21 protein-coding genes are annotated in these 16,463 nt (G+C 64.2%); 12 read left to right on the forward strand and 9 right to left on the reverse strand.

Annotated features, from left to right (window positions below; genetic code table 11):
- Window positions 1–141 precede the first annotated feature (141 nt).
- The gene (locus AC1M2K_RS11830) at window positions 142–705 is read right to left on the reverse strand and encodes a TetR/AcrR family transcriptional regulator (RefSeq protein ID WP_480241134.1); all 564 of its coding nucleotides are present in this window, start codon (window positions 703–705) and stop codon (window positions 142–144) included.
- Between the two features lie 195 nt (window positions 706–900).
- Between AC1M2K_RS11830 and AC1M2K_RS11835 the strand changes: the two genes are divergently transcribed.
- Both AC1M2K_RS11835 and AC1M2K_RS11840 read left to right on the forward strand, forming a co-directional pair.
- The gene (locus AC1M2K_RS11835) at window positions 901–1,398 is read left to right on the forward strand and encodes a hypothetical protein (protein ID WP_480241135.1); all 498 of its coding nucleotides are present in this window, start codon (window positions 901–903) and stop codon (window positions 1,396–1,398) included.
- A 164-nt stretch (window positions 1,399–1,562) separates the two neighbouring features.
- On the forward strand, window positions 1,563–1,991 hold the full coding sequence (locus AC1M2K_RS11840; protein ID WP_480241136.1) for a hypothetical protein: 429 nt from the start codon (window positions 1,563–1,565) through the stop codon (window positions 1,989–1,991).
- On the opposite strand, the gene AC1M2K_RS11845 is transcribed toward AC1M2K_RS11840, so the two are convergent.
- Window positions 1,988–2,203, reverse strand: a complete 216-nt coding sequence (locus AC1M2K_RS11845) for a hypothetical protein (RefSeq protein ID WP_480241137.1) — start codon at window positions 2,201–2,203, stop codon at window positions 1,988–1,990. The two genes, AC1M2K_RS11840 and AC1M2K_RS11845, sit on opposite strands and share 4 nt — an antisense overlap.
- 236 nt (window positions 2,204–2,439) lie before the next feature.
- Between AC1M2K_RS11845 and AC1M2K_RS11850 the strand changes: the two genes are divergently transcribed.
- From AC1M2K_RS11850 to AC1M2K_RS11860, 3 genes are all read left to right on the forward strand, one after another.
- Complete coding sequence (locus tag AC1M2K_RS11850; protein ID WP_480241138.1) at window positions 2,440–3,291, forward strand: alpha/beta fold hydrolase; 852 nt, start codon at window positions 2,440–2,442, stop codon at window positions 3,289–3,291.
- 65 nt (window positions 3,292–3,356) lie between these two features.
- A complete protein-coding gene (locus AC1M2K_RS11855; RefSeq protein WP_480241139.1) occupies window positions 3,357–4,352 on the forward strand; it encodes an NADP-dependent oxidoreductase in 996 nt (331 codons plus the stop codon).
- Between the two features lie 62 nt (window positions 4,353–4,414).
- Window positions 4,415–5,275, forward strand: a complete 861-nt coding sequence (locus AC1M2K_RS11860; protein ID WP_480241140.1) for an alpha/beta fold hydrolase — start codon at window positions 4,415–4,417, stop codon at window positions 5,273–5,275.
- A gap of 112 nt (window positions 5,276–5,387) precedes the next feature.
- Here AC1M2K_RS11860 and AC1M2K_RS11865 read toward each other — a convergent pair whose 3' ends face one another.
- Together AC1M2K_RS11865 and AC1M2K_RS11870 are read right to left on the reverse strand one after the other, a co-directional pair.
- Window positions 5,388–6,101, reverse strand: coding sequence for an SDR family oxidoreductase (locus tag AC1M2K_RS11865; protein ID WP_480241141.1), 714 nt, complete (start codon window positions 6,099–6,101; stop codon window positions 5,388–5,390).
- Window positions 6,102–6,198: 97 nt separating this feature from the next.
- The gene (locus AC1M2K_RS11870; RefSeq protein ID WP_480241142.1) at window positions 6,199–7,275 is read right to left on the reverse strand and encodes an alkene reductase; all 1,077 of its coding nucleotides are present in this window, start codon (window positions 7,273–7,275) and stop codon (window positions 6,199–6,201) included.
- 163 nt (window positions 7,276–7,438) lie between these two features.
- Here AC1M2K_RS11870 and AC1M2K_RS11875 point away from each other — a divergent pair, with 163 nt between their 5' ends.
- The 3 genes from AC1M2K_RS11875 to AC1M2K_RS11885 all read left to right on the forward strand — a co-directional run bounded on the left by AC1M2K_RS11875 (window position 7,439) and on the right by AC1M2K_RS11885 (window position 9,308).
- Window positions 7,439–8,041, forward strand: coding sequence for a TetR/AcrR family transcriptional regulator (locus AC1M2K_RS11875; RefSeq protein WP_480241143.1), 603 nt, complete (start codon window positions 7,439–7,441; stop codon window positions 8,039–8,041).
- Between the two features lie 29 nt (window positions 8,042–8,070).
- Complete coding sequence (locus AC1M2K_RS11880) at window positions 8,071–8,610, forward strand: PaaI family thioesterase (RefSeq protein ID WP_480241144.1); 540 nt, start codon at window positions 8,071–8,073, stop codon at window positions 8,608–8,610.
- A 347-nt stretch (window positions 8,611–8,957) separates the two neighbouring features.
- Window positions 8,958–9,308 (forward strand): three-helix bundle dimerization domain-containing protein, encoded by a 351-nt coding sequence (locus AC1M2K_RS11885; protein ID WP_480236929.1) that lies wholly within the window; start codon window positions 8,958–8,960, stop codon window positions 9,306–9,308.
- On the opposite strand, the gene AC1M2K_RS11890 is transcribed toward AC1M2K_RS11885, so the two are convergent.
- From AC1M2K_RS11890 to AC1M2K_RS11900, 3 genes are all read right to left on the reverse strand, one after another.
- The gene (locus AC1M2K_RS11890; RefSeq protein WP_480241145.1) at window positions 9,288–10,466 is read right to left on the reverse strand and encodes an AI-2E family transporter; all 1,179 of its coding nucleotides are present in this window, start codon (window positions 10,464–10,466) and stop codon (window positions 9,288–9,290) included. The two genes, AC1M2K_RS11885 and AC1M2K_RS11890, sit on opposite strands and share 21 nt — an antisense overlap.
- A 34-nt stretch (window positions 10,467–10,500) precedes the next feature.
- A complete protein-coding gene (locus tag AC1M2K_RS11895; protein WP_480241146.1) occupies window positions 10,501–10,971 on the reverse strand; it encodes a hypothetical protein in 471 nt (156 codons plus the stop codon).
- A 182-nt stretch (window positions 10,972–11,153) separates the two neighbouring features.
- Window positions 11,154–11,759 (reverse strand): DUF1269 domain-containing protein, encoded by a 606-nt coding sequence (locus AC1M2K_RS11900; protein ID WP_480241147.1) that lies wholly within the window; start codon window positions 11,757–11,759, stop codon window positions 11,154–11,156.
- A gap of 159 nt (window positions 11,760–11,918) precedes the next feature.
- Here AC1M2K_RS11900 and AC1M2K_RS11905 point away from each other — a divergent pair, with 159 nt between their 5' ends.
- The 4 genes from AC1M2K_RS11905 (at window position 11,919) to AC1M2K_RS11920 (ending at window position 15,259) form a co-directional block, all read left to right on the forward strand.
- Window positions 11,919–13,196, forward strand: coding sequence for a PucR family transcriptional regulator (locus tag AC1M2K_RS11905; protein WP_480241148.1), 1,278 nt, complete (start codon window positions 11,919–11,921; stop codon window positions 13,194–13,196).
- 281 nt (window positions 13,197–13,477) lie between these two features.
- The gene (locus AC1M2K_RS11910; RefSeq protein WP_480236924.1) at window positions 13,478–13,756 is read left to right on the forward strand and encodes a hypothetical protein; all 279 of its coding nucleotides are present in this window, start codon (window positions 13,478–13,480) and stop codon (window positions 13,754–13,756) included.
- A gap of 198 nt (window positions 13,757–13,954) precedes the next feature.
- Complete coding sequence (locus AC1M2K_RS11915) at window positions 13,955–14,917, forward strand: Gfo/Idh/MocA family protein (protein WP_480241149.1); 963 nt, start codon at window positions 13,955–13,957, stop codon at window positions 14,915–14,917.
- Window positions 14,918–14,962: 45 nt separating this feature from the next.
- A complete protein-coding gene (locus AC1M2K_RS11920; RefSeq protein WP_480241150.1) occupies window positions 14,963–15,259 on the forward strand; it encodes a Dabb family protein in 297 nt (98 codons plus the stop codon).
- 34 nt (window positions 15,260–15,293) lie between these two features.
- Here the strand turns inward: AC1M2K_RS11920 and AC1M2K_RS11925 are convergent, their stop codons facing one another.
- Together AC1M2K_RS11925 and AC1M2K_RS11930 are read right to left on the reverse strand one after the other, a co-directional pair.
- A complete protein-coding gene (locus AC1M2K_RS11925) occupies window positions 15,294–16,034 on the reverse strand; it encodes an MIP/aquaporin family protein (protein WP_480241151.1) in 741 nt (246 codons plus the stop codon).
- Window positions 16,031–16,381: a metalloregulator ArsR/SmtB family transcription factor gene (locus AC1M2K_RS11930; RefSeq protein ID WP_480236920.1), complete on the reverse strand. Its 351-nt coding sequence runs from the start codon at window positions 16,379–16,381 to the stop codon at window positions 16,031–16,033. Before AC1M2K_RS11930 ends, AC1M2K_RS11925 begins: the two co-directional genes overlap by 4 nt.
- Window positions 16,382–16,463 lie beyond the last annotated feature (82 nt).

A 16,463-nucleotide genomic window follows, 5' to 3' on the forward strand; every position in this document is an offset into this window, starting at 1 on the left:
TGATCTGCCTTCTGTTCTCTGTTGCTGCGGTGTTGGATGGGATCTGTTTCACGACGTTCTCCCTACATGTGTGCGGAGAGTGACTAGTCACTCACTCTTTTGGATATGAAATGCCATTACGGACGAACGGCACGCCGGGGCTCAGGCGGGGTGGCGGATGCCTCGGGACAGGAGCGTCGCCCACGCCTCCGGAATCTCTTCGATCCGGGCAGTGACGATCAGATGGCACAGCTGCCCGTACGCAATGAAATGCTGGACGGCTTCATCGCTGCCGCCGGACCGAGCCTTCGCGAACATGGTCACTTTCTCTAGTCCAGCGCGAAGCGCGTCACCGATCTCGGGGATGTCTGCGACGGACTGGGCGTGGACTTGGAGCATGAGCAGCGTGCGGTCCTGGATCAGCTCCGCATAGGAGGTACCCATCGCGAACAGCAGCGAGTCGGCATTCTGATCAGTAGCTGCGTCGGCACCGGCATCCAGTGCCGCGACGATCTGCTCGAAGCAGTCATCGAGGGCCGCGACGAAGAGGCGCTCCTTGCTCGGGAACAGCTTGAAGACGTACGCAGGTGAGATCTTCGACTCCCTGGCGACGTCCGCGACCGTCGTGGCGTGGAAGCCGCGCTGAGCGAACTCACGGACGGCGATAGAAGCGACGAGAGGTTTGCGGGTCTCGGCGGTGGAGAGGATGGAGCTGCGTTGTGTCATGTGAGTGACTATACACTCACCCTCTGACATTCAGCGAAACCGGACATGAACTCCGGCGGAGCTGAGCCGACCGAGAAGCAACGGAACGCCGTCTGGCTGTCTTTTGGGAACTGCCGGGGCTCATGAAGCGGTAGTCGCTGGACACCTGGATCTTCGTCTCTATCCCTCCGGCCTCGAGTGTGGAAGCATCGGTAGATGGACCAATATCTGTGGGTGTTGAAGAATGACGAGCTCGACCTGATCCGTGAACTGGAGGATTCCCGCCTCGCGGAACTGGACGAGGACGGCCTCCTGGCTCTGCACAAACGGGTGCGGCGCGCTCGAAACAAACACACGACGAACTATCGCCGGAAGGCAGCGTCGAAGGTGTCGGAAGCGGGCGGACGAGGGGCTGCGGCCAACAAGTCCGACAAGGCGCGGGCACGGGCATACGTGTTCGAGGAGGCCCTTTCGATCGTCAGCACTGAACTAGCTCGCGTCGCCCACGACGCCGCCGAAGCACTCAAGGATGAGCGGCTGGCACGGGCGCGAGCCGGAAAATCACCCGGACCACAGGCATCCGGTTTCGAAGACCCCTCGGCGGGCGGATCTGGTCGACCGCGTTCGCACCAGAAAACCACCGGCGGGATGAAACGCGACGCGTCGAGCCAGTCGCAAGGCGCTCAACGACAGGCAAAGAAGGACGCACGCTAGAGCACCTCGGGACGAGGTGGTCAGCAGCACACGCAGCCCCCACTATGTCGGGGTCGGGCCGCCGACTACCGAGGACGACCTGGAATAGCGAGTGCAGCGAGCGCGACCGTCGTGTCCAGCTGTCGGAGGGTCCGCTACGGTGAACCAACACGAAGGAGTGGACCATGGCCCGTTCAACACCGTGGCGCATCGGAGCGCTCACAACGATCGTCCTTCTTCTGAGCGGGTGCGGAACCGCCTCTCAACCTGCCTTCACCGAGCTGGGCGACCCGCAGATTGAGGACGACAGTATTCCAAGCGGGACGCCGGATGACGTGGACCCCGAGTCTGTCCGCTACGTCGGATCGCACGACGGTTCCGACATCTACCTCGCCATCTCCACCCACCCTGACACCCGCGGCGGCGTCTGCCTGATCATGCAGACACCTGACGGTGACGGCGACACTTCGGGTTGCAGCGGAGGAGGGGAGTTCACTCTGGGATGGACCGGGTTCGGGTCAGTCCGGTTCCGCCCGCCGGCCAGCTCAGGTTTGGAGCTCCCCGATGGTTGGGTCCGTATCTCGGAGAACGTGATTGTGCATCCGACGAGTTAGAACGCGTTCTGCGATTCGTCCCGGTAGAACTCGTCGGCGACCCGCTGGATGCTTCCCAGCACGCGGCCGTCACCGTCCAGCGGTGATGTCTTCTCGGCGTATATCTCCTCGACCGTCCGGTCTGCGCGGAGCTGCTCACGGTACCGCTCATCGCGGGCGTCTTGTTCGACCTTCCGAGCGACGTCACGACGGGCGCTCTCTTCGGCGCTCAACCTGTCGTACTCTTCCTGGCAAGCGGGGCAGCGTTTCGGGTCAGCTCTCCGGGACGTGACAGCCAACATTTCGCGCGCGGCGATCATGATTCGATCGCGCTTGTCCTGTTTGGCCCGTTCCCGGCGCCCCGGCGGCATTCCTTGGTTACTCATCCGACCTCCTTGACAAAATAACTGAGTTCACTCATGATTGAGTTTACTCGGTTAAATCTGAGAATGGGACCGGAAGGCACGAGATGACACCGCAGGCAGTTGCCAGCTGGTTCCGTGACGCGGCAACACGGTCGATCCTCGTCGACGGGGCTAGTGTCGTCTACCGTGAGGTCGGCCGACCGGATGGTGTCCCTCTTGTCGCGCTGAATCACCTCGGAGCGAATCTCGACAACTGGGACCCGCGAACGATCGATGGCCTTGCCATAGATCGTCGCGTCATCCTCCTCGGCTACCGCGGCGTCGGTGGATCCGGCGGTCCCGTCCGCACGTCGATCGAGGAAATGGCCCGCGACGCGATCGCTGCAACGCGAGCGCTCGGCATTGACCGGTTCGACCTCTTCGGCCTCTCGATGGGCGGCATGGTCGTCCAGGAGATCGTGGCCCAGCAGCCCGCGATCGTCGATCGCCTCATCCTGGCCAGCAGCGGCTCCGCTGGCGGGCCGGGGCTTGCCGACATGACCCGCGTCATGATCCTCGGCACCGCGCGCGCATTCCTCGGGTTCACTGACCCGAAGGTAAGACTCTTCTTTACCCGCACGGCCAACGGCAGGAACGCTGCTCGCGAGTATCTGGCCCGACTCCGGGAGCGCACCTCCGACCGGGATGCCGCCGTCACGCCTGGGGTGCTGCGGGCGCAGCTCAGGGCAGTGCATCGCTGGGGCCTCCGGCCGCCTGCGGGCAGGTCACCTTTCGGCGGTTCAGTACTCCTCCTGCACGGCGACAGCGACCGGATGGTTCCGGTCGCGAATACGAGTTCACTCGCCCGAGTGTTCCCGGCGGCAAAGATCAGGGTGTTCCCCGACGCCGGACACGGCGTCGTCTTCCAGAACCACCACGACGTGGTCATCGCGGTGCGCGCCTTCTTGCGCCGCTGAAGCCCGATTCGACTCCCCATACCAGCACAACGACATCGACACCGGACCTTAAGGAGCATCACCCCATGAGAGCGTTCATCCTCTCGAGGTACAAGACCGCAATGCACGCGGCAGACATGCCAGAACCGATCGTCGGCGAGCACGACGTCCTCGTCCGCATGCAGGCCGCGGGACTCAACCAACTCGACGAGAAGCTCCGGGCCGGCGAGTTCAAGCCCATTCTGCCGTACAAGCTGCCGATCATCCTCGGCCACGATGTTGCCGGTACCGTCATCCGCGTCGGCGCCGGCGTGCGTGGCTTCAAGCCGGGTGACGAGGTGTACGCACGACCCCGGGACCACCGCATTGGCACTTTCGCTGAACGGATCGCCATCGACGCAGGCGATGTCGCGCTCAAACCGAGTTCAACCACCATGGAGGAGGCGGGTTCTCTGCCCCTGGTCGCGCTGACCGCCTGGCAGGCGCTCGTCGAGCTCGGCGACGTGCAACCGGGCCAGAAAGCACTCATTCACGCCGGAGCGGGCGGAGTCGGGTCGATCGCGATCCAGCTTGCGAAGCAGCTCGGCGCACAGGTGGCGACCACGGCCAGCGCATCGAATGCCGCCTTCGTCCGCGAGCTCGGCGCGGATCATGTGATCGACTACCGAAGCGACGACTTCGAGCAGGTGCTCAGCGGTTACGACCTCGTCCTCGACAGCCTCGGCGGCGAGAACCTCGAGAAATCCCTCCGTATTCTGCGGCCCGGCGGAAAGGCGATCGGCATCTCCGGACCACCCACGCCCGACTTCGCCCGAGCAGCCGGCCTCAACCCCATGCTGCGGATCGCGATCACCGCGCTGAGCAGCAAGCTCCGGAAGCAGGCAAAGCGACTCGGCGTCAGCTACCAGTTCCTCCTCATGCACGCGAGCGGCGATCAGCTGCGCGAGATCACGGCGCTCATCGATCGCGGAGCCATCCGTCCCATCGTCGGACGCGTCTACCCCTTCAACGAAACCGTCCAGGGCCTCGAATCGTTGGCGACCGGCGGCGTCCGCGGCAAAGCCGTGGTCAGCAATCCCTGATCGACCCGCACTCACCAACGTCAGTTCTTCTCAGTCTCACTCAACACGCAAGGAGCATCATCATGAGCAAAACCTCAAACGAACCAACGGTCACGTCTTACGCGCACGCACCGGCGAAAACCATCACGGCCGGGGGTGTCACCTACGCGTACCGGGAACTCGGTCCGAAGGGCGGCATCCCCGTCGTCTTCTTCGTCCACCTTGCTGCGACGCTCGACAACTGGGATCCCCGCATCATCGATCCCATTGCCCAGCACCGCCACGTCATCACCTTCGACCAGCGCGGCGTCGGCGCCTCCAGCGGCAACGTGCCGAACACCCTCGAGGCAGCAGCCGACGACGCGTACGAGCTCGTCACCGCGCTCGGCCACGACACTATCGACGTGTTCTCCTTCTCCATGGGCGGCATGATCGCGCAAGACCTCATCGTGAAGCACCCGCACCTCGTCCGTAAGCTCATCCTCACGGGCACCGGCCCGCGCGGCGGGAAGGACATGGACAAGGTCGTCGGCACCACCTACTGGGACATCCTCCGGGCCACGGTGACGCGTTCCGATCCGAAGGAATTCCTCTTCTTCAATCGCGATACCGAGGGCAAGCGTGCGGGCAAGGCCTTCGTCAAACGTCTGACCGAGCGCACCGTCGACCGAGATGCGGCGATCGGCACAAGGGCATTTCAGACTCAGCTCAAGGCGATTCAACGCTTCGGCCGCTCGGCTCCGTCAGACCTCGCGAAGATCACGCAGCCAACGCTCATCGCGAATGGCGACAACGATCGTATGGTGCCTTCCGTGCTTTCCGAGGACCTTCACCGGCGAATCGCCGGCTCGGAGCTGATCATCTACCCGAACTCCGGTCACGGAGGCATCTTCCAGTACCACGAGCAGTTCGCGCCGGTCGCTGTCGAGTTCCTCACCCGCTGAGCCCGCATCCTCTCCTGGGCGGCGATGCCGTCACTGGACTCCGGGAGCCCTGGCAGGCGGTGGCGCCGCGGCCGAGAATAGTGATCGGTCGCGGCGCCAACATGAGTCTCAGTTACTCGGCGGTCCTGGCGAGTTCCGGGTACAGCGCTTCGAGCGGCGCGCTCAGCGCGGCCTTGAGCTGCACGGAGGTGTCGTCTGCGAGCACTTCGTACTCGTCCGCTTCCGTCGCGTCGAACACCTTGGCCACGAGGACGGCCGGTTCGAGTTTCGGAACTGTGACGTTCGCTGCCATCGCTGTGTCGACGTAGCCCACGTGCACCCCGACGACGTGAACTCCTGCCGGTGCGAGTTCCAGCCGGAGCGAGTTGGTCGCTGACCATAAGGCGGCCTTGGTGGCGCTGTAGATTCCGGCGACGGCGTACCAGCTCAGGCCGGAGTGGATGTCGATGATCGCGGATGCGTTGTTCGCCGACAGGATCGGGGCGAACGCTCGAGCCAGGAAGAGCGGGCCGAGGAAGTTCGTCTCGACGTTCGCTCGGATCTCATCATCGCTGTGCGACAGGATGCCTGCGGTCGAAACTGACACGCCCGCGTTGTTGATGAGGACGGTGACGTCCGGCGCGGCGGTGACTGCCGCCGCGATCGACGCCGAGTCGGTGACGTCGAGGGCCAGGGACACGATGCGCTCGTCATCCCAGGCTCTGGGGGTGCGTGCGGTTGCGTACACCTTGGCCGCACCGCGTGCGAGAGCTTCGTGAACGAAGTGGGTGCCGATGCCGCCGTTCGCGCCGGTGACGAGGACGACTGCTCCATTAAGTGAAGGCATGATCATGAACTTTCTGTCGGTGGTATTTCAGGTGGCGGGGTGAGAAGGGGTGCGACCCGCCCCGGTCTTTCGGGACCAGGGCGGGCGGTCAAACCAGTCAGGCTCGGGCCAGGACGGGGTAGTCGGTATAGCCGGTGGCGCCGCCGCTGTAGACCGTGGCAGGGTCGACGTCGTTCAGCGGGGCGTTGGTCCGGAGGCGGTCGACGACGTCGGGGTTCGCCAGGGCAAAACGGCCGAGAGGGCTGATGTCGGCGAGGCCGGCTTCGATGTCGTCGGCGATCTGCTCACGGGTGCGGCCGTACCGGACGACGAGGACTGCGGTCGGCCATGCCTCGCGGAAGGAACGCAGGAGCTCGTCGTCACCGACATGGTGGACGTGCAGGTAGGCGAGGTTCAGCGGTGCGAGTGCACCGACCAACTGTCGGTACTGCGCACGCACGCTCTCGGTATCGCCCTCGTCGAGTCCGCCGAGCGGCATTGCGGGGGAAATGCGGATGCCCACGCGGTCGGCGCCGATCTCGTCGGCAACTGCCTGGGCGACTTCGATGGTGAAGCGCGAGCGGTTTTCGATGGACCCGCCATACGCGTCAGTGCGGTGGTTCGCGTTGGGGGAGAGGAACTGGTGGAGAAGGTAGCCATTGGCGCCATGGATCTCGACGCCCTGCGCGCCGGCGGAGATCGCCGACGCCGCGGCGTGACGGAACTCCCCAATGGTGGCCTGAATGTCCTCGATGCTGAGCTCTCGTGGCGTTGGGATCGACTGGGGGCCGCTCGCGGTGAACATTTCCTGTCCCGGGGCGATCGCAGATGGGGCGACCGGCTCGCGGTGATGCCGGGTGTTGTCAGGGTGCGACATCCGTCCGACGTGCATCAGCTGGATGAAGAGCGAGCCGCCGCCAGCGTGCACGGCGTCCGCGACCTGACGCCAACCGGCTATGTGCTCCTCGGTGTAGATGCCGGGTGTGTTCAGATACCCCTGGCCGTCTTCCGATGGTTGCGTCCCCTCGGTGATGACCAGCCCAAGCGAGGCGCGCTGCCCGTAATACTCCGCGACGAGGTCGCTGGGCGTGCCGTCTGCTTCCGCCCTGTTCCGGGTCATCGGGGCAAGAGCGAGCCTGTGCGGCAACTCCACCCGGCCGAGGGTGAAGGGCTGCCAAAGGGATGGAGAGGTCATGGAGTCGATCCTTAGGTGTTCGTAGCGTCCGCCACCGCCCTCGGTCAAAGAACTCGGTGTCTTTGACCGGCGTGGGATAATGAGCCTGAACGTATTCGAGCCCACACAACAGTGACTATGCTCATAACTGAGCATAGTCAACATCTATTCCTGAAGGACACAAATGGCCGTCGAGATCGAATCGCTGGGCCGGCGCGAGCGCAACAAACTCGACAAGCTCGAACGGATCACCGCTGCGGCCGGGGAACTCTTCGCCGTTCGTGGCGTCGACGATGTCACGACCCAGGAAATCGCCGACCGCGCAGACATTGGCACCGGCACGCTGTTCCTCTACGCCAAAACCAAAGGCGAGCTGCTGCTACTCGTGCAGAACTCGGCCTACGCCGTAGCGCTCGACCAGGGCAGGGCAGGTGCCGCAGCAGCCGCGGGTGTGCTCGACGGGGTTCTGGCCGTCGTTCGCCCCGTTGTCGAATGCAACCGCAAACAGATCGACAACGGTCGCACCTACCTGCGCGAGATCGTCTTCGGTGATCCAGGGGAGCCGCATCACCGCGAAGCACTCCGCCTCACGAGTGAGACGGAGGAGCTTGTCGCGCAAGTCATCGCGCGGAAGGAGCGCGTGTCCGTTGAGACCGCGCGCACCCTCGCCCATGTCGTCTCCGCCATCATGTTCATCAGTATGGCCGCCACCGCCAACGCTGGGCGATCAGTCGACGAGATCATCGACGAGATCGCCGACCAGATCCAGGCGATCCTGCCCGCCTGAGGTCCACCGACCGTTTCGAAGGAGATGCGATGTCCGACTCCGAGGTTCGTCTGAAGACACTCGAGTACTACCCGGCGGAACGCGACGCCGGGACCGTGTTCTCGCGGTCGGGAATCGAGCACCTCCGAGCAATGGCCGTTGGCGATGTCGCGGATCCGCCGATCAGCAGCCACGTCGGATTGCGCGTCGTGAGCGTCGAGGAAGGCGACGTAGTCATGACCGCCGAGCCCGATGAGTCACACTACAACCCGATCGGTTCCGTCCACGGCGGCTTCTTCGCCACCGTCCTCGACTCGGTATGCGGCTGCGCCGTCCACTCGACGCTGCCGGCTGGCGTCGGGTACACGAGCCTCGAGCTCAAGGTCTCGTTCCTTCGGCAGGTCACCGTTGACACCGGCACTGTCACCGCACACGGCTGGGTGACGAAGGGCGGGCGGAACGCGACCTTCGTCGAGGCCGACCTTCGCGATGCCGACGGGCGGCTCCTCGCCACCGCATCAAGCACCTGCCTCATCGTGCGCCCCATGGAAGATGTGACCAGAAACGCGCCAAGAATCCCCTCGGCTTGACCAGAATGCGCCCTGAGTCCGCGGACAGGTCCAGGTCCGTGGAATGTTCGATATAGCCGCGGGGGAGGATCACGCCGTCGATATCGCGGAGCGAAGCTGGTGCGTCATCGACTACCGCGTCCTGAACGTGCTCGAACCTCAGAAAAGTGAGGGGCGCCGCCGTCGCGACGGCTCGAGCCAGTGGAGCGCCGAAAATTGAGGCGACTCCGCTCGTTGGTTGTCTCTTCTTGTGCGAGGGCGCCCGGCCGCGCTACGGCGCAGCAAGCTGACGGCGCTATCCATTGCGCGATGCAATAATTCACGTCGAATCAGTTGCTGGGGGAGCGCCGACCCACGAGAATGTCCCCATGAGCGAGCTCGACGAAACTCAAGCAATTGACCAGGTAATCAACCGTCTGGCCGAGCGGTTTCCAACTCTCGAGCGCGACCACATCGCGCAGGTCGTCGAGCAGGAGCACCGGCAGTTCGGCGAGGGTGGAGTCCGTGACTTCGTTCCGGTCCTCGTCGAGAAAGCTGCGAAGAAGCTGCTCAAGAAGGAAGCAAAGGGCGCCATGGTCGAGCAGCGGGAAGCACCTGCTCTTCTGCCGGACGGTGACCCGGCCCCGGACCCACTGGAAGTCGAGCGCGCAGGCCGGGAAGGACATCGCGGACCGATGCTGGGGGATGTTCTCGGCGGGTCAACCGTGACCGGCCGCTGACGCCTCCGGCATAGAATTTACGACGGAATCGCCCGCCACAGAGGGTGGCAGTGTCCCACTTGGGGCCGGCGCCGGCCGATCGCGGGTCTTCGGGCGCGCCCAGTGTGCGGGGGTGTTGTCTCCGTCCCACACGTTGACGATGCCCCAGGCGGCGGCGGTCAGTGGGACGGCGAGGAGGGCTCCTGTTATTCCGGCGATGGCCGTGCCCGCCGCGATGACTCCCAGGACGACGAACGCATGCAGGTTGACCGTCTTTCCCATCAGGATCGGCTTCAGGACGTTCCCTTCGAGTTGGTTGACGATGACGACGATGAGCACGACTAGTGCCGCGGTGAGCGGTCCGTTGCTGACGAGGGCTACAAGCGCTGCGACTGCACCCGCGCTCACGGCTCCGATGATCGGAATGAAGGCGAGCAGGAGGGTGAGAATCGCGAGGGGTACCGCGAGGGGGACCCGCAGAAGAAATAGACCGATGAGGATTCCCAAGGCGTCGAACAGTGCAGCGGCGGCTGTGCTGGAGATGTAGCCCCCGAAAACGGCGACGGTTTTGCGCCCGATGCGCTCTGCGCGGTCGTAGGCGATTCCCTCGAAAGGTCGGAGGACGAACTCCCATATCAGCGGGCCGTCTTTGAGGAGGAAGAAGAGGACGATCGCCGTGATCCCGACGCTGGCGCTGACTTCGCTCACGGCGCCGACTCCGTCCAGTGCTCCGGACCCGAACTCGGCGCTCGTGACGAAACCGCTGATCTGCTCGGTGACGTCGTCCAGGAGACGCCGGTCCAGAGAGAAAGGCAGAGCCTGCCACCAGGCCACGATGCGCTGGAAGCCGTCCTGGCTCTTGAGCGTAAGCTCGCGCCATTCCTGGCTGGCGGACGCTACGACGTAGACGAGCGCGCCGGTGATCACGGTGAGAAGGAACACGAGCGCGAGCGCAGCGCCAATGGCGGGCGGGAGCTGGCGTCGCTGTGTCCACTTCATCCACGGTGCGAACGCTGCCGCGAGAATGAGGGCAAGCGCAAAAGGTACTGTGACGACCGCCAGGCGGCTGATCAGCCAGAGCAGTGCCGCGACGACGACGCTGACGAGGAGTACCTGCGCCCCGCGGGTCGCGGCGCGCCCGAGCCCGCCGCTCCAGAGTGACCTACTACGTGTTGGCATGATTCTCCGTCGTTTCGAGTGGTCGAGGTGTGAGCTAGTGGACGAAGACCTTGAGCAGCACCACTCCGCCGACCGCGGCCAGCTGGAGCAGCAGGAAACCCAACTTCTGCCACTTCGTGGTTACGCTCCCGCGCAAGCCCCAGAGAACCAACGCGAGCTGGGTGACGGTGAGAGTCGCAATCGCGAGCGTCAGACCCGTCTTCAGACTCCAGATGCCGGTGTCGCTGAACAGCAGAAGAATGGCGGGCACGACGGTGATTTCCAGGGCGCGGGTCGACGCTCCCAGGATGCGACGCATCGTGCTGCGCCGTGTTGCCCCTCCGCTTTCGCTGGCGTGTGCGATCGTGTCGGCGACCAGGCCTGCGGCAAACAGGCCACCCATGGTGCCGAGGAGACTGCTCGCGGCGGAGCGCCCGGTGAACGCCTCAGACGACGGCATCATGACCAACAGAGTGGCGACGCCACTGATGGACGCATAAAGCGCCTCCCGGGCGTGCTGCGTCATTCGCGTCGGCCCGGTGCCTCCGGGGGCATCGGTGACACGCGTATCTCGTTCGGTTTCCATAAGATCCTTCGCTCCTGGTTGGCGGATGCTCTGGGCCAACCGATCAAAACTGCTCGTCTTTGCCGGAGAGTCGCGGCGATCGGGGCACCGCGCGGTACGCTCGGTGCCCCGATTCGCCCGGCTCAGTGGATGGTGAGCTTCTCCTTGATGACCGCCTTCTGTTCCTCGGCCTTCTTGCGGCGCTCAGCCTTGCGCTGTTCGCGCGCTGCCCGATCGGCTTCCTCCTGTGCCTTCGCGTAGGCGTCCTCTGCCGCCTCGAGCTCGGCGAGGACCACATCTGCGGAACGGCGGTACACGGCCCCGCCCTGCTCGGTCATCAGCTTGTCGATGACTTCGACGGTGTACTCGTTGACCTCTGCGACGACGGCCGTTCCGCCGAGTGGGATGGAGCGGCTGATCTCGCCGAGCACGCTGTCTGAGCGGTCCGCACGACGGATGTCGAAGGCCCCTCCAACCAGCAGGCCTCCGGTCCACCCGAACAGCATTCCGATCGGGCCGCCGATGACGCCGAGCATGAGCCCGATCAGGCTGCCTCCCCATGTGGCGGCCCCACCCACGACATCGTCTCCCTCCGGGGTGTCGAATCGGCCCTGCTCGTCGCGGGTGACGATGCTCGCAGCGAGCACCTCAACTCGCCCGTCGAGTCCGGCGCGCTTGAGCTCGCTGAGTGCCTGGTACGCATTGCTGCGGTCCTCGAAAGAGACGGCGATGACATTGTGTTCGAACATAAAAGTGACCTCCAGATCACGTTGGTTTTCATTGGACTGCCGCGGCATTTCCGCGACACATCAACCATCCCGTGAAGGGGCGTTCGGGTCATCGTGCGTTCTGTCGCGGCCGTGGACGCATTTCTGTGCACTCTGCATCCCTGGGGCTAGACTGACCGCGTGTCTACCGCAGACTCGGTGGCGAAGATCATTTCCTCGCTGGATTGGGACGGTGACCTCGGACCGGCCTCTCTGGCGGTACCTGAGGTCCAGCAGCTGCGGTCCCGACTCGGAGACGGCGCAACCCGGTGGGTTGCCGGGGCGGTGGAACAGTCTCTTGGCGCACTGCACGGGCAGATTCACGACTCGCTCGCACCGTGGCCGCTGATTCGGACGTATGCCCGGCACGTATTGACCACAACCCTGCTCAGCATTGCCGGCGAGGATGAGCTGCCAGCCGCCACAGGGACGATCGATCGCCAGATTGCCGAAGATATCGTAGCGAGGGATATCCCGTTGTCGGACATCACTCAGGCATTGCGGCGCATGCAGCGTGAGTGGCTCTCGCTCCTCATAGACGCCGCCGTGGACGCCGGCCCAGACGGCATCCGCCTCGTGCCTGGCCTGGCGACATCCGTCACCGGGGCAATGGATTCGTGGATCAGCGTTGCGACCGACGCGATCGTCGACGAGCGCCGACGGGTCTACCTGGCCGAACAGGTTCGCAGTCGAAGCGTGATCGAATCGCTGGTGGCGGGAGGGCCCGTGGACGCCGATGCAGCCACCCGGTTGCTGCGGATTCCGCTGATCGGCTGGCACCTCAGTTGTGCCATCGGAGTACCTCCGGGAGGTGCGGTCGAACGGCGAATCCTGGACGGCGTCGTGCACTTGTTCACTCGGTTCGTCGGCAGCGATCGAATGCTGCGCTATGAAACGAACGCAGGGAAGGTTCACCTCTGGGTCACCACAGATCTCCCCGGGCGGGCACCTCGAGTTGAGGATCTACACGTCCCTTCGTCGCTGCTGGTTGGCATTGGCGAATCCCATCCCGGCGCCGACGGGTTTCGGCGGACTTACCTGGAAGCATCCGATGCGCTGTGGCTGGCTGCCAGTCTGGGCAACAAAGGCGGAGTCTCCTACGGCGACGCCGCCTTGGCGATCGTCCTCAGCCGGGACGAGGAACGCGCCCGCTGGTTCGTTCAACATGAGCTTCGCGGACTCGCCACTGACAGCCCTGAAATGGCCGAGATGCGCCAGACGCTCCGGACTTTCTTCGATACCCGGATGCGTATCGCTCCGGCTGCCGAGCGGCTCTTTCTGCACCGCAACACACTCATCAACCGGCTTGAGCGGATTCAGTCCGTCCTCGGCCACGGGGTCGCCGAACGCCCGGCCGAGACCCAGGCAGCTCTCGTTCTGGCCGAACTCTTTACACAGCGTCTTGACGACCTTGGGTGACCCTGGCGTCGTCCGTGCCCTCCTCGGGACCGCCCTGTTCGAAACGTCCGCTGCGGTCATCGGCTCTGCATTGCGCTCGTCCTGCGATCAAGCCTCAGGCCGGTCAAGCATTGGCGAGAGAACTTCTGGAGCGTGACCAGAAACGCACCGAACCTTCCGCTTCGGCGAGGGTTTTTGTTGGCATCATCGACTCATATGGGGAGCTTCGGAGTTCAGCGGCGTGTTGACGGTGGGCACAACCAGAATGAGGGATCGTCTCTCTCGCGGGTGAGGATGGACACATGGATGTAGAACCGGATCACGAGCTCGCAGCGCTGATCCGGGCGATACCCGAGGGATGGACCCGTGTGCAGATCGCGGGTCGAGGTTGGGGAATCACGCGGACCACGCGTGCGGGCGGCAAGACGATCTCGTTCGATGCTGAGCGTCTCGGCGGCAACGAGCATCTCGGCGCAAACGTGTGGGTGACGTCTGAGGGCTCAATTCTCAGACCGTGTGAGGTGCCAGAGGAAAAAGTCATGCAGTTTCTGCGTGATGCCGCGGGAACCTTTGAAGCATGAGCCAGCTCGGGCTGCCGCCTGACGCAAGACGCGTCGGGGTAGCCGAGTCAGATTGTCCGCCCGTTCGGCGATTGCGCAATACTGGATCGTCTCCGCGAGTGCACGATGTTGTGTTGCGACCTGGCGTAAATCTGGGCGCGATCGATCTGGCGTGACAAGTCGGCACGGTTACCCATCTCTCATTCTGAAGGAGTCATCATGTTGAAAGTCGGCATTCTCGGTGCAGCTGCCATCGCCCCAGCAGCGATCATCGATCCCGCTCGCCGGCGCACCGATGTGACGGTAACCGCGATCGCCTCTCGCGGGATCGAACGCGCACGTGACTTCGCGCGCCAGCATGACATCGCAACGGCCTATGGTTCGTACGAGGAGCTTCTGGCAGACCCCGCCATCGACCTTGTGTACGTGGCACTTCCGCCATCCGCGCACGCCGAGTGGTCGATTGCGGCGCTTCAGGCGGGGAAGGATGTGCTGTGCGAGAAGCCGTTCGCGGTGAACGGAGCGGAAGCCCGAATGATGGCAGACGCAGCAGCAGCAACCGGTCGGCGTCTTGTGGAGGCGTTTCACGATCACTACCACCCGCTCGCGGCCCGGACGAAAGTTCTCGCGAGCATGCTGGGGCGTCTGATCAGCGTCGAAGGGGTATTCCTCGCGCGTAACCCCTTCACGCCAGGGGCTCTGCGTCATGAGCCCGCGCTGGGGGGCGGCGCGCTGATGGATCTGGGTGTGTACCCACTCCATGGCATCCGGAACCTGTTGGACGAAGAGCCCGTTGGCGCCACAGCTGTCGCAACACTCAACCCGGCGGGCGCCGATGAGTCGATCGAGGCCGAGCTCGCCTTTCCTTCCGGTGTGACCGGCATTGTCCGGGCAAGCATGTCTGCAGACTTCGAGAACTGGCTTCGGGTGGTCGGCGAGCGGGGTGAGCTTCGCGTCAGCGGAGTGGTGTTCCCGTCCAAGGGTCACAGCATTTCGTACACTATCGACGGCATCGAGCGGACCGAAACCGTCGCCGGTCGGAGTACCTACGATCACCAGCTTGAGGCGCTTCTGTCCGGCATCGCGACCGGCGAGCTGCTGCCGACCGAGGGGCATGATTCTGTCTCGACCATGGACAGTGTCGACATGATCTACAGGGCCGCGGGTGTGCGACTGGGCTGACTGGTGCCGGCGTCACACTGCGTCGGGGATCGATAGTCTGATCGCATGATCCGTCACACCGTAGCGTTCACTCTCGTTCACCCTGCCGGGTCTGAGCAGGAGGCCGAGTTCCTCTCGTCGGGTTCTCACGCACTGCGTGCCATCCCCGGGGTACAAGACTTCACCGTGTCTCGACAGGTGAGTCCGAAGAGCGACTATCAGTTCCAATTCGCGATGACGTTCACTGACGAGGGAGCGTACGCCGCCTACAACGAGCATCCTGATCACCAGCGCTTCGTGACCACGCGCTGGGCGAACGAAGTGGCCGCGTTCGAGGAACTCGACTTCGCGCCCTACCTCTGAGGCACCGGCGAGGTCATTCGGCCATCGGTTTGCGTCACGCCGACGGGCTGGTGTCCGCGCTGACCAGAACGGTGCGCCCATCGCCGACCGGGGTATCGGGGGAGTCCGCGCGCGGGTAGAGCACCGTGATCACGAGAAGTCCGATCACCAGTCCGACAATCTGGGCGACCACGTAGCCAGGGACTGAGGTCGGCGCGATGCCGGCGAAGGTGTCGCTGAAGGTCCGGCCGATGGTGATCGCGGGGTTGGCGAAGCTGGAAGAGCTCGTGAAGAAGTATGCCGCGCCGATGTAAGCGCCGACGGCCGCTGGCGCCAGTGTCGAACGGCCGGTACGGGCGAGGCTGAAGATGACGAGGATAAGGCCTGCGGTGGCAACGATCTCGGCGAGGAAGTGCGGCCCCGTCATCCGGTCGGTTGCGCTGAATGTCGTCGGCTCGCCGAACATGCTGTTGGCAAGGACCGCACCGGCGATGCATCCGAGGATCTGAAGCGGTATGTAATAGACGACGTCGCGCCAGGGGCGGTAGCCAAGGGCGGCGTCAGCGAGCGAGACAACGGGATTGAAGTGAGCACCGCTGGCCGGCCCGAAGATGAGGATCAGCGCGAACAGGCCCAAGGCGGTTGCGAAGGCGTTTTCGAGGAGTTGAAGGCCGGTGTTTCCCGGCGACAGATTGCTTGCGGCGATACCTGAACCGATAACGAGCGCGGTGAGAAGGGCGCTGCCCAGGAACTCGGCAAGAGAGGAGCGTGCCCAGGCGGGCGCGGAACGCTTCACGCGCTGATCAGCAGGCGGGAAACGGCGTCGAGTGCACCCGGTACGAGCTTGAAATATGCCCACGTCCCTCTCTGCGTGCGGGTGAGGAAACCCGCGTCGACGAGGACCTTGAGGTGGTGTGACACGGTGGGCTGGCTCAGGCCCACAGGCTCGGTCAGGTCGCAGGCACAGGCCTCTTCACCTTCGGATGCCGCGACGATCGAGATCAGACGCAGTCGAGTCGGGTCCGCCAATGCCTTGAGGCTTCGCGCCAGGCCGTCGGCGTTTTCGGGGCTGAGCGTCTCGCGCGTCAATGGGGCGCAGCAGGCCGCGACGTCGGTGACAGGAAGCAGGGTGATTGTGGACACGACCACAGCATACGGGATATTGACAACTGTCGATATAGGTTGTCATACTCAGTTCATCGAGATCCGTCGATATACAGAAAGC

Source organism: Mycetocola sp. Y171 (genome assembly GCF_056713165.1).

Bases quoted from the DNA above. Each gene is read 5' to 3' on its own strand.
- AC1M2K_RS11900 (WP_480241147.1), bottom strand. From the start codon at position 11,759: ATGTTCGAACACAATGTCATCGCCGTCTCTTTCGAGGACCGCAGCAAT.
- AC1M2K_RS11910 (WP_480236924.1), top strand. From the start codon at position 13,478: ATGGATGTAGAACCGGATCACGAGCTCGCAGCGCTGATCCGGGCGATA.
- AC1M2K_RS11835 (WP_480241135.1), top strand. From the start codon at position 901: ATGGACCAATATCTGTGGGTGTTGAAGAATGACGAGCTCGACCTGATC.
- AC1M2K_RS11870 (WP_480241142.1), bottom strand. From the start codon at position 7,275: ATGACCTCTCCATCCCTTTGGCAGCCCTTCACCCTCGGCCGGGTGGAG.
- AC1M2K_RS11860 (WP_480241140.1), top strand. From the start codon at position 4,415: ATGAGCAAAACCTCAAACGAACCAACGGTCACGTCTTACGCGCACGCA.
- AC1M2K_RS11830 (WP_480241134.1), bottom strand. From the start codon at position 705: ATGACACAACGCAGCTCCATCCTCTCCACCGCCGAGACCCGCAAACCT.
- AC1M2K_RS11840 (WP_480241136.1), top strand. From the start codon at position 1,563: ATGGCCCGTTCAACACCGTGGCGCATCGGAGCGCTCACAACGATCGTC.
- AC1M2K_RS11850 (WP_480241138.1), top strand. From the start codon at position 2,440: ATGACACCGCAGGCAGTTGCCAGCTGGTTCCGTGACGCGGCAACACGG.
- AC1M2K_RS11895 (WP_480241146.1), bottom strand. From the start codon at position 10,971: ATGACGCAGCACGCCCGGGAGGCGCTTTATGCGTCCATCAGTGGCGTC.
- AC1M2K_RS11890 (WP_480241145.1), bottom strand. From the start codon at position 10,466: ATGCCAACACGTAGTAGGTCACTCTGGAGCGGCGGGCTCGGGCGCGCC.
- AC1M2K_RS11855 (WP_480241139.1), top strand. From the start codon at position 3,357: ATGAGAGCGTTCATCCTCTCGAGGTACAAGACCGCAATGCACGCGGCA.
- AC1M2K_RS11865 (WP_480241141.1), bottom strand. From the start codon at position 6,101: ATGCCTTCACTTAATGGAGCAGTCGTCCTCGTCACCGGCGCGAACGGC.
- AC1M2K_RS11885 (WP_480236929.1), top strand. From the start codon at position 8,958: ATGAGCGAGCTCGACGAAACTCAAGCAATTGACCAGGTAATCAACCGT.
- AC1M2K_RS11875 (WP_480241143.1), top strand. From the start codon at position 7,439: ATGGCCGTCGAGATCGAATCGCTGGGCCGGCGCGAGCGCAACAAACTC.
- AC1M2K_RS11920 (WP_480241150.1), top strand. From the start codon at position 14,963: ATGATCCGTCACACCGTAGCGTTCACTCTCGTTCACCCTGCCGGGTCT.
- AC1M2K_RS11915 (WP_480241149.1), top strand. From the start codon at position 13,955: ATGTTGAAAGTCGGCATTCTCGGTGCAGCTGCCATCGCCCCAGCAGCG.
- AC1M2K_RS11880 (WP_480241144.1), top strand. From the start codon at position 8,071: ATGTCCGACTCCGAGGTTCGTCTGAAGACACTCGAGTACTACCCGGCG.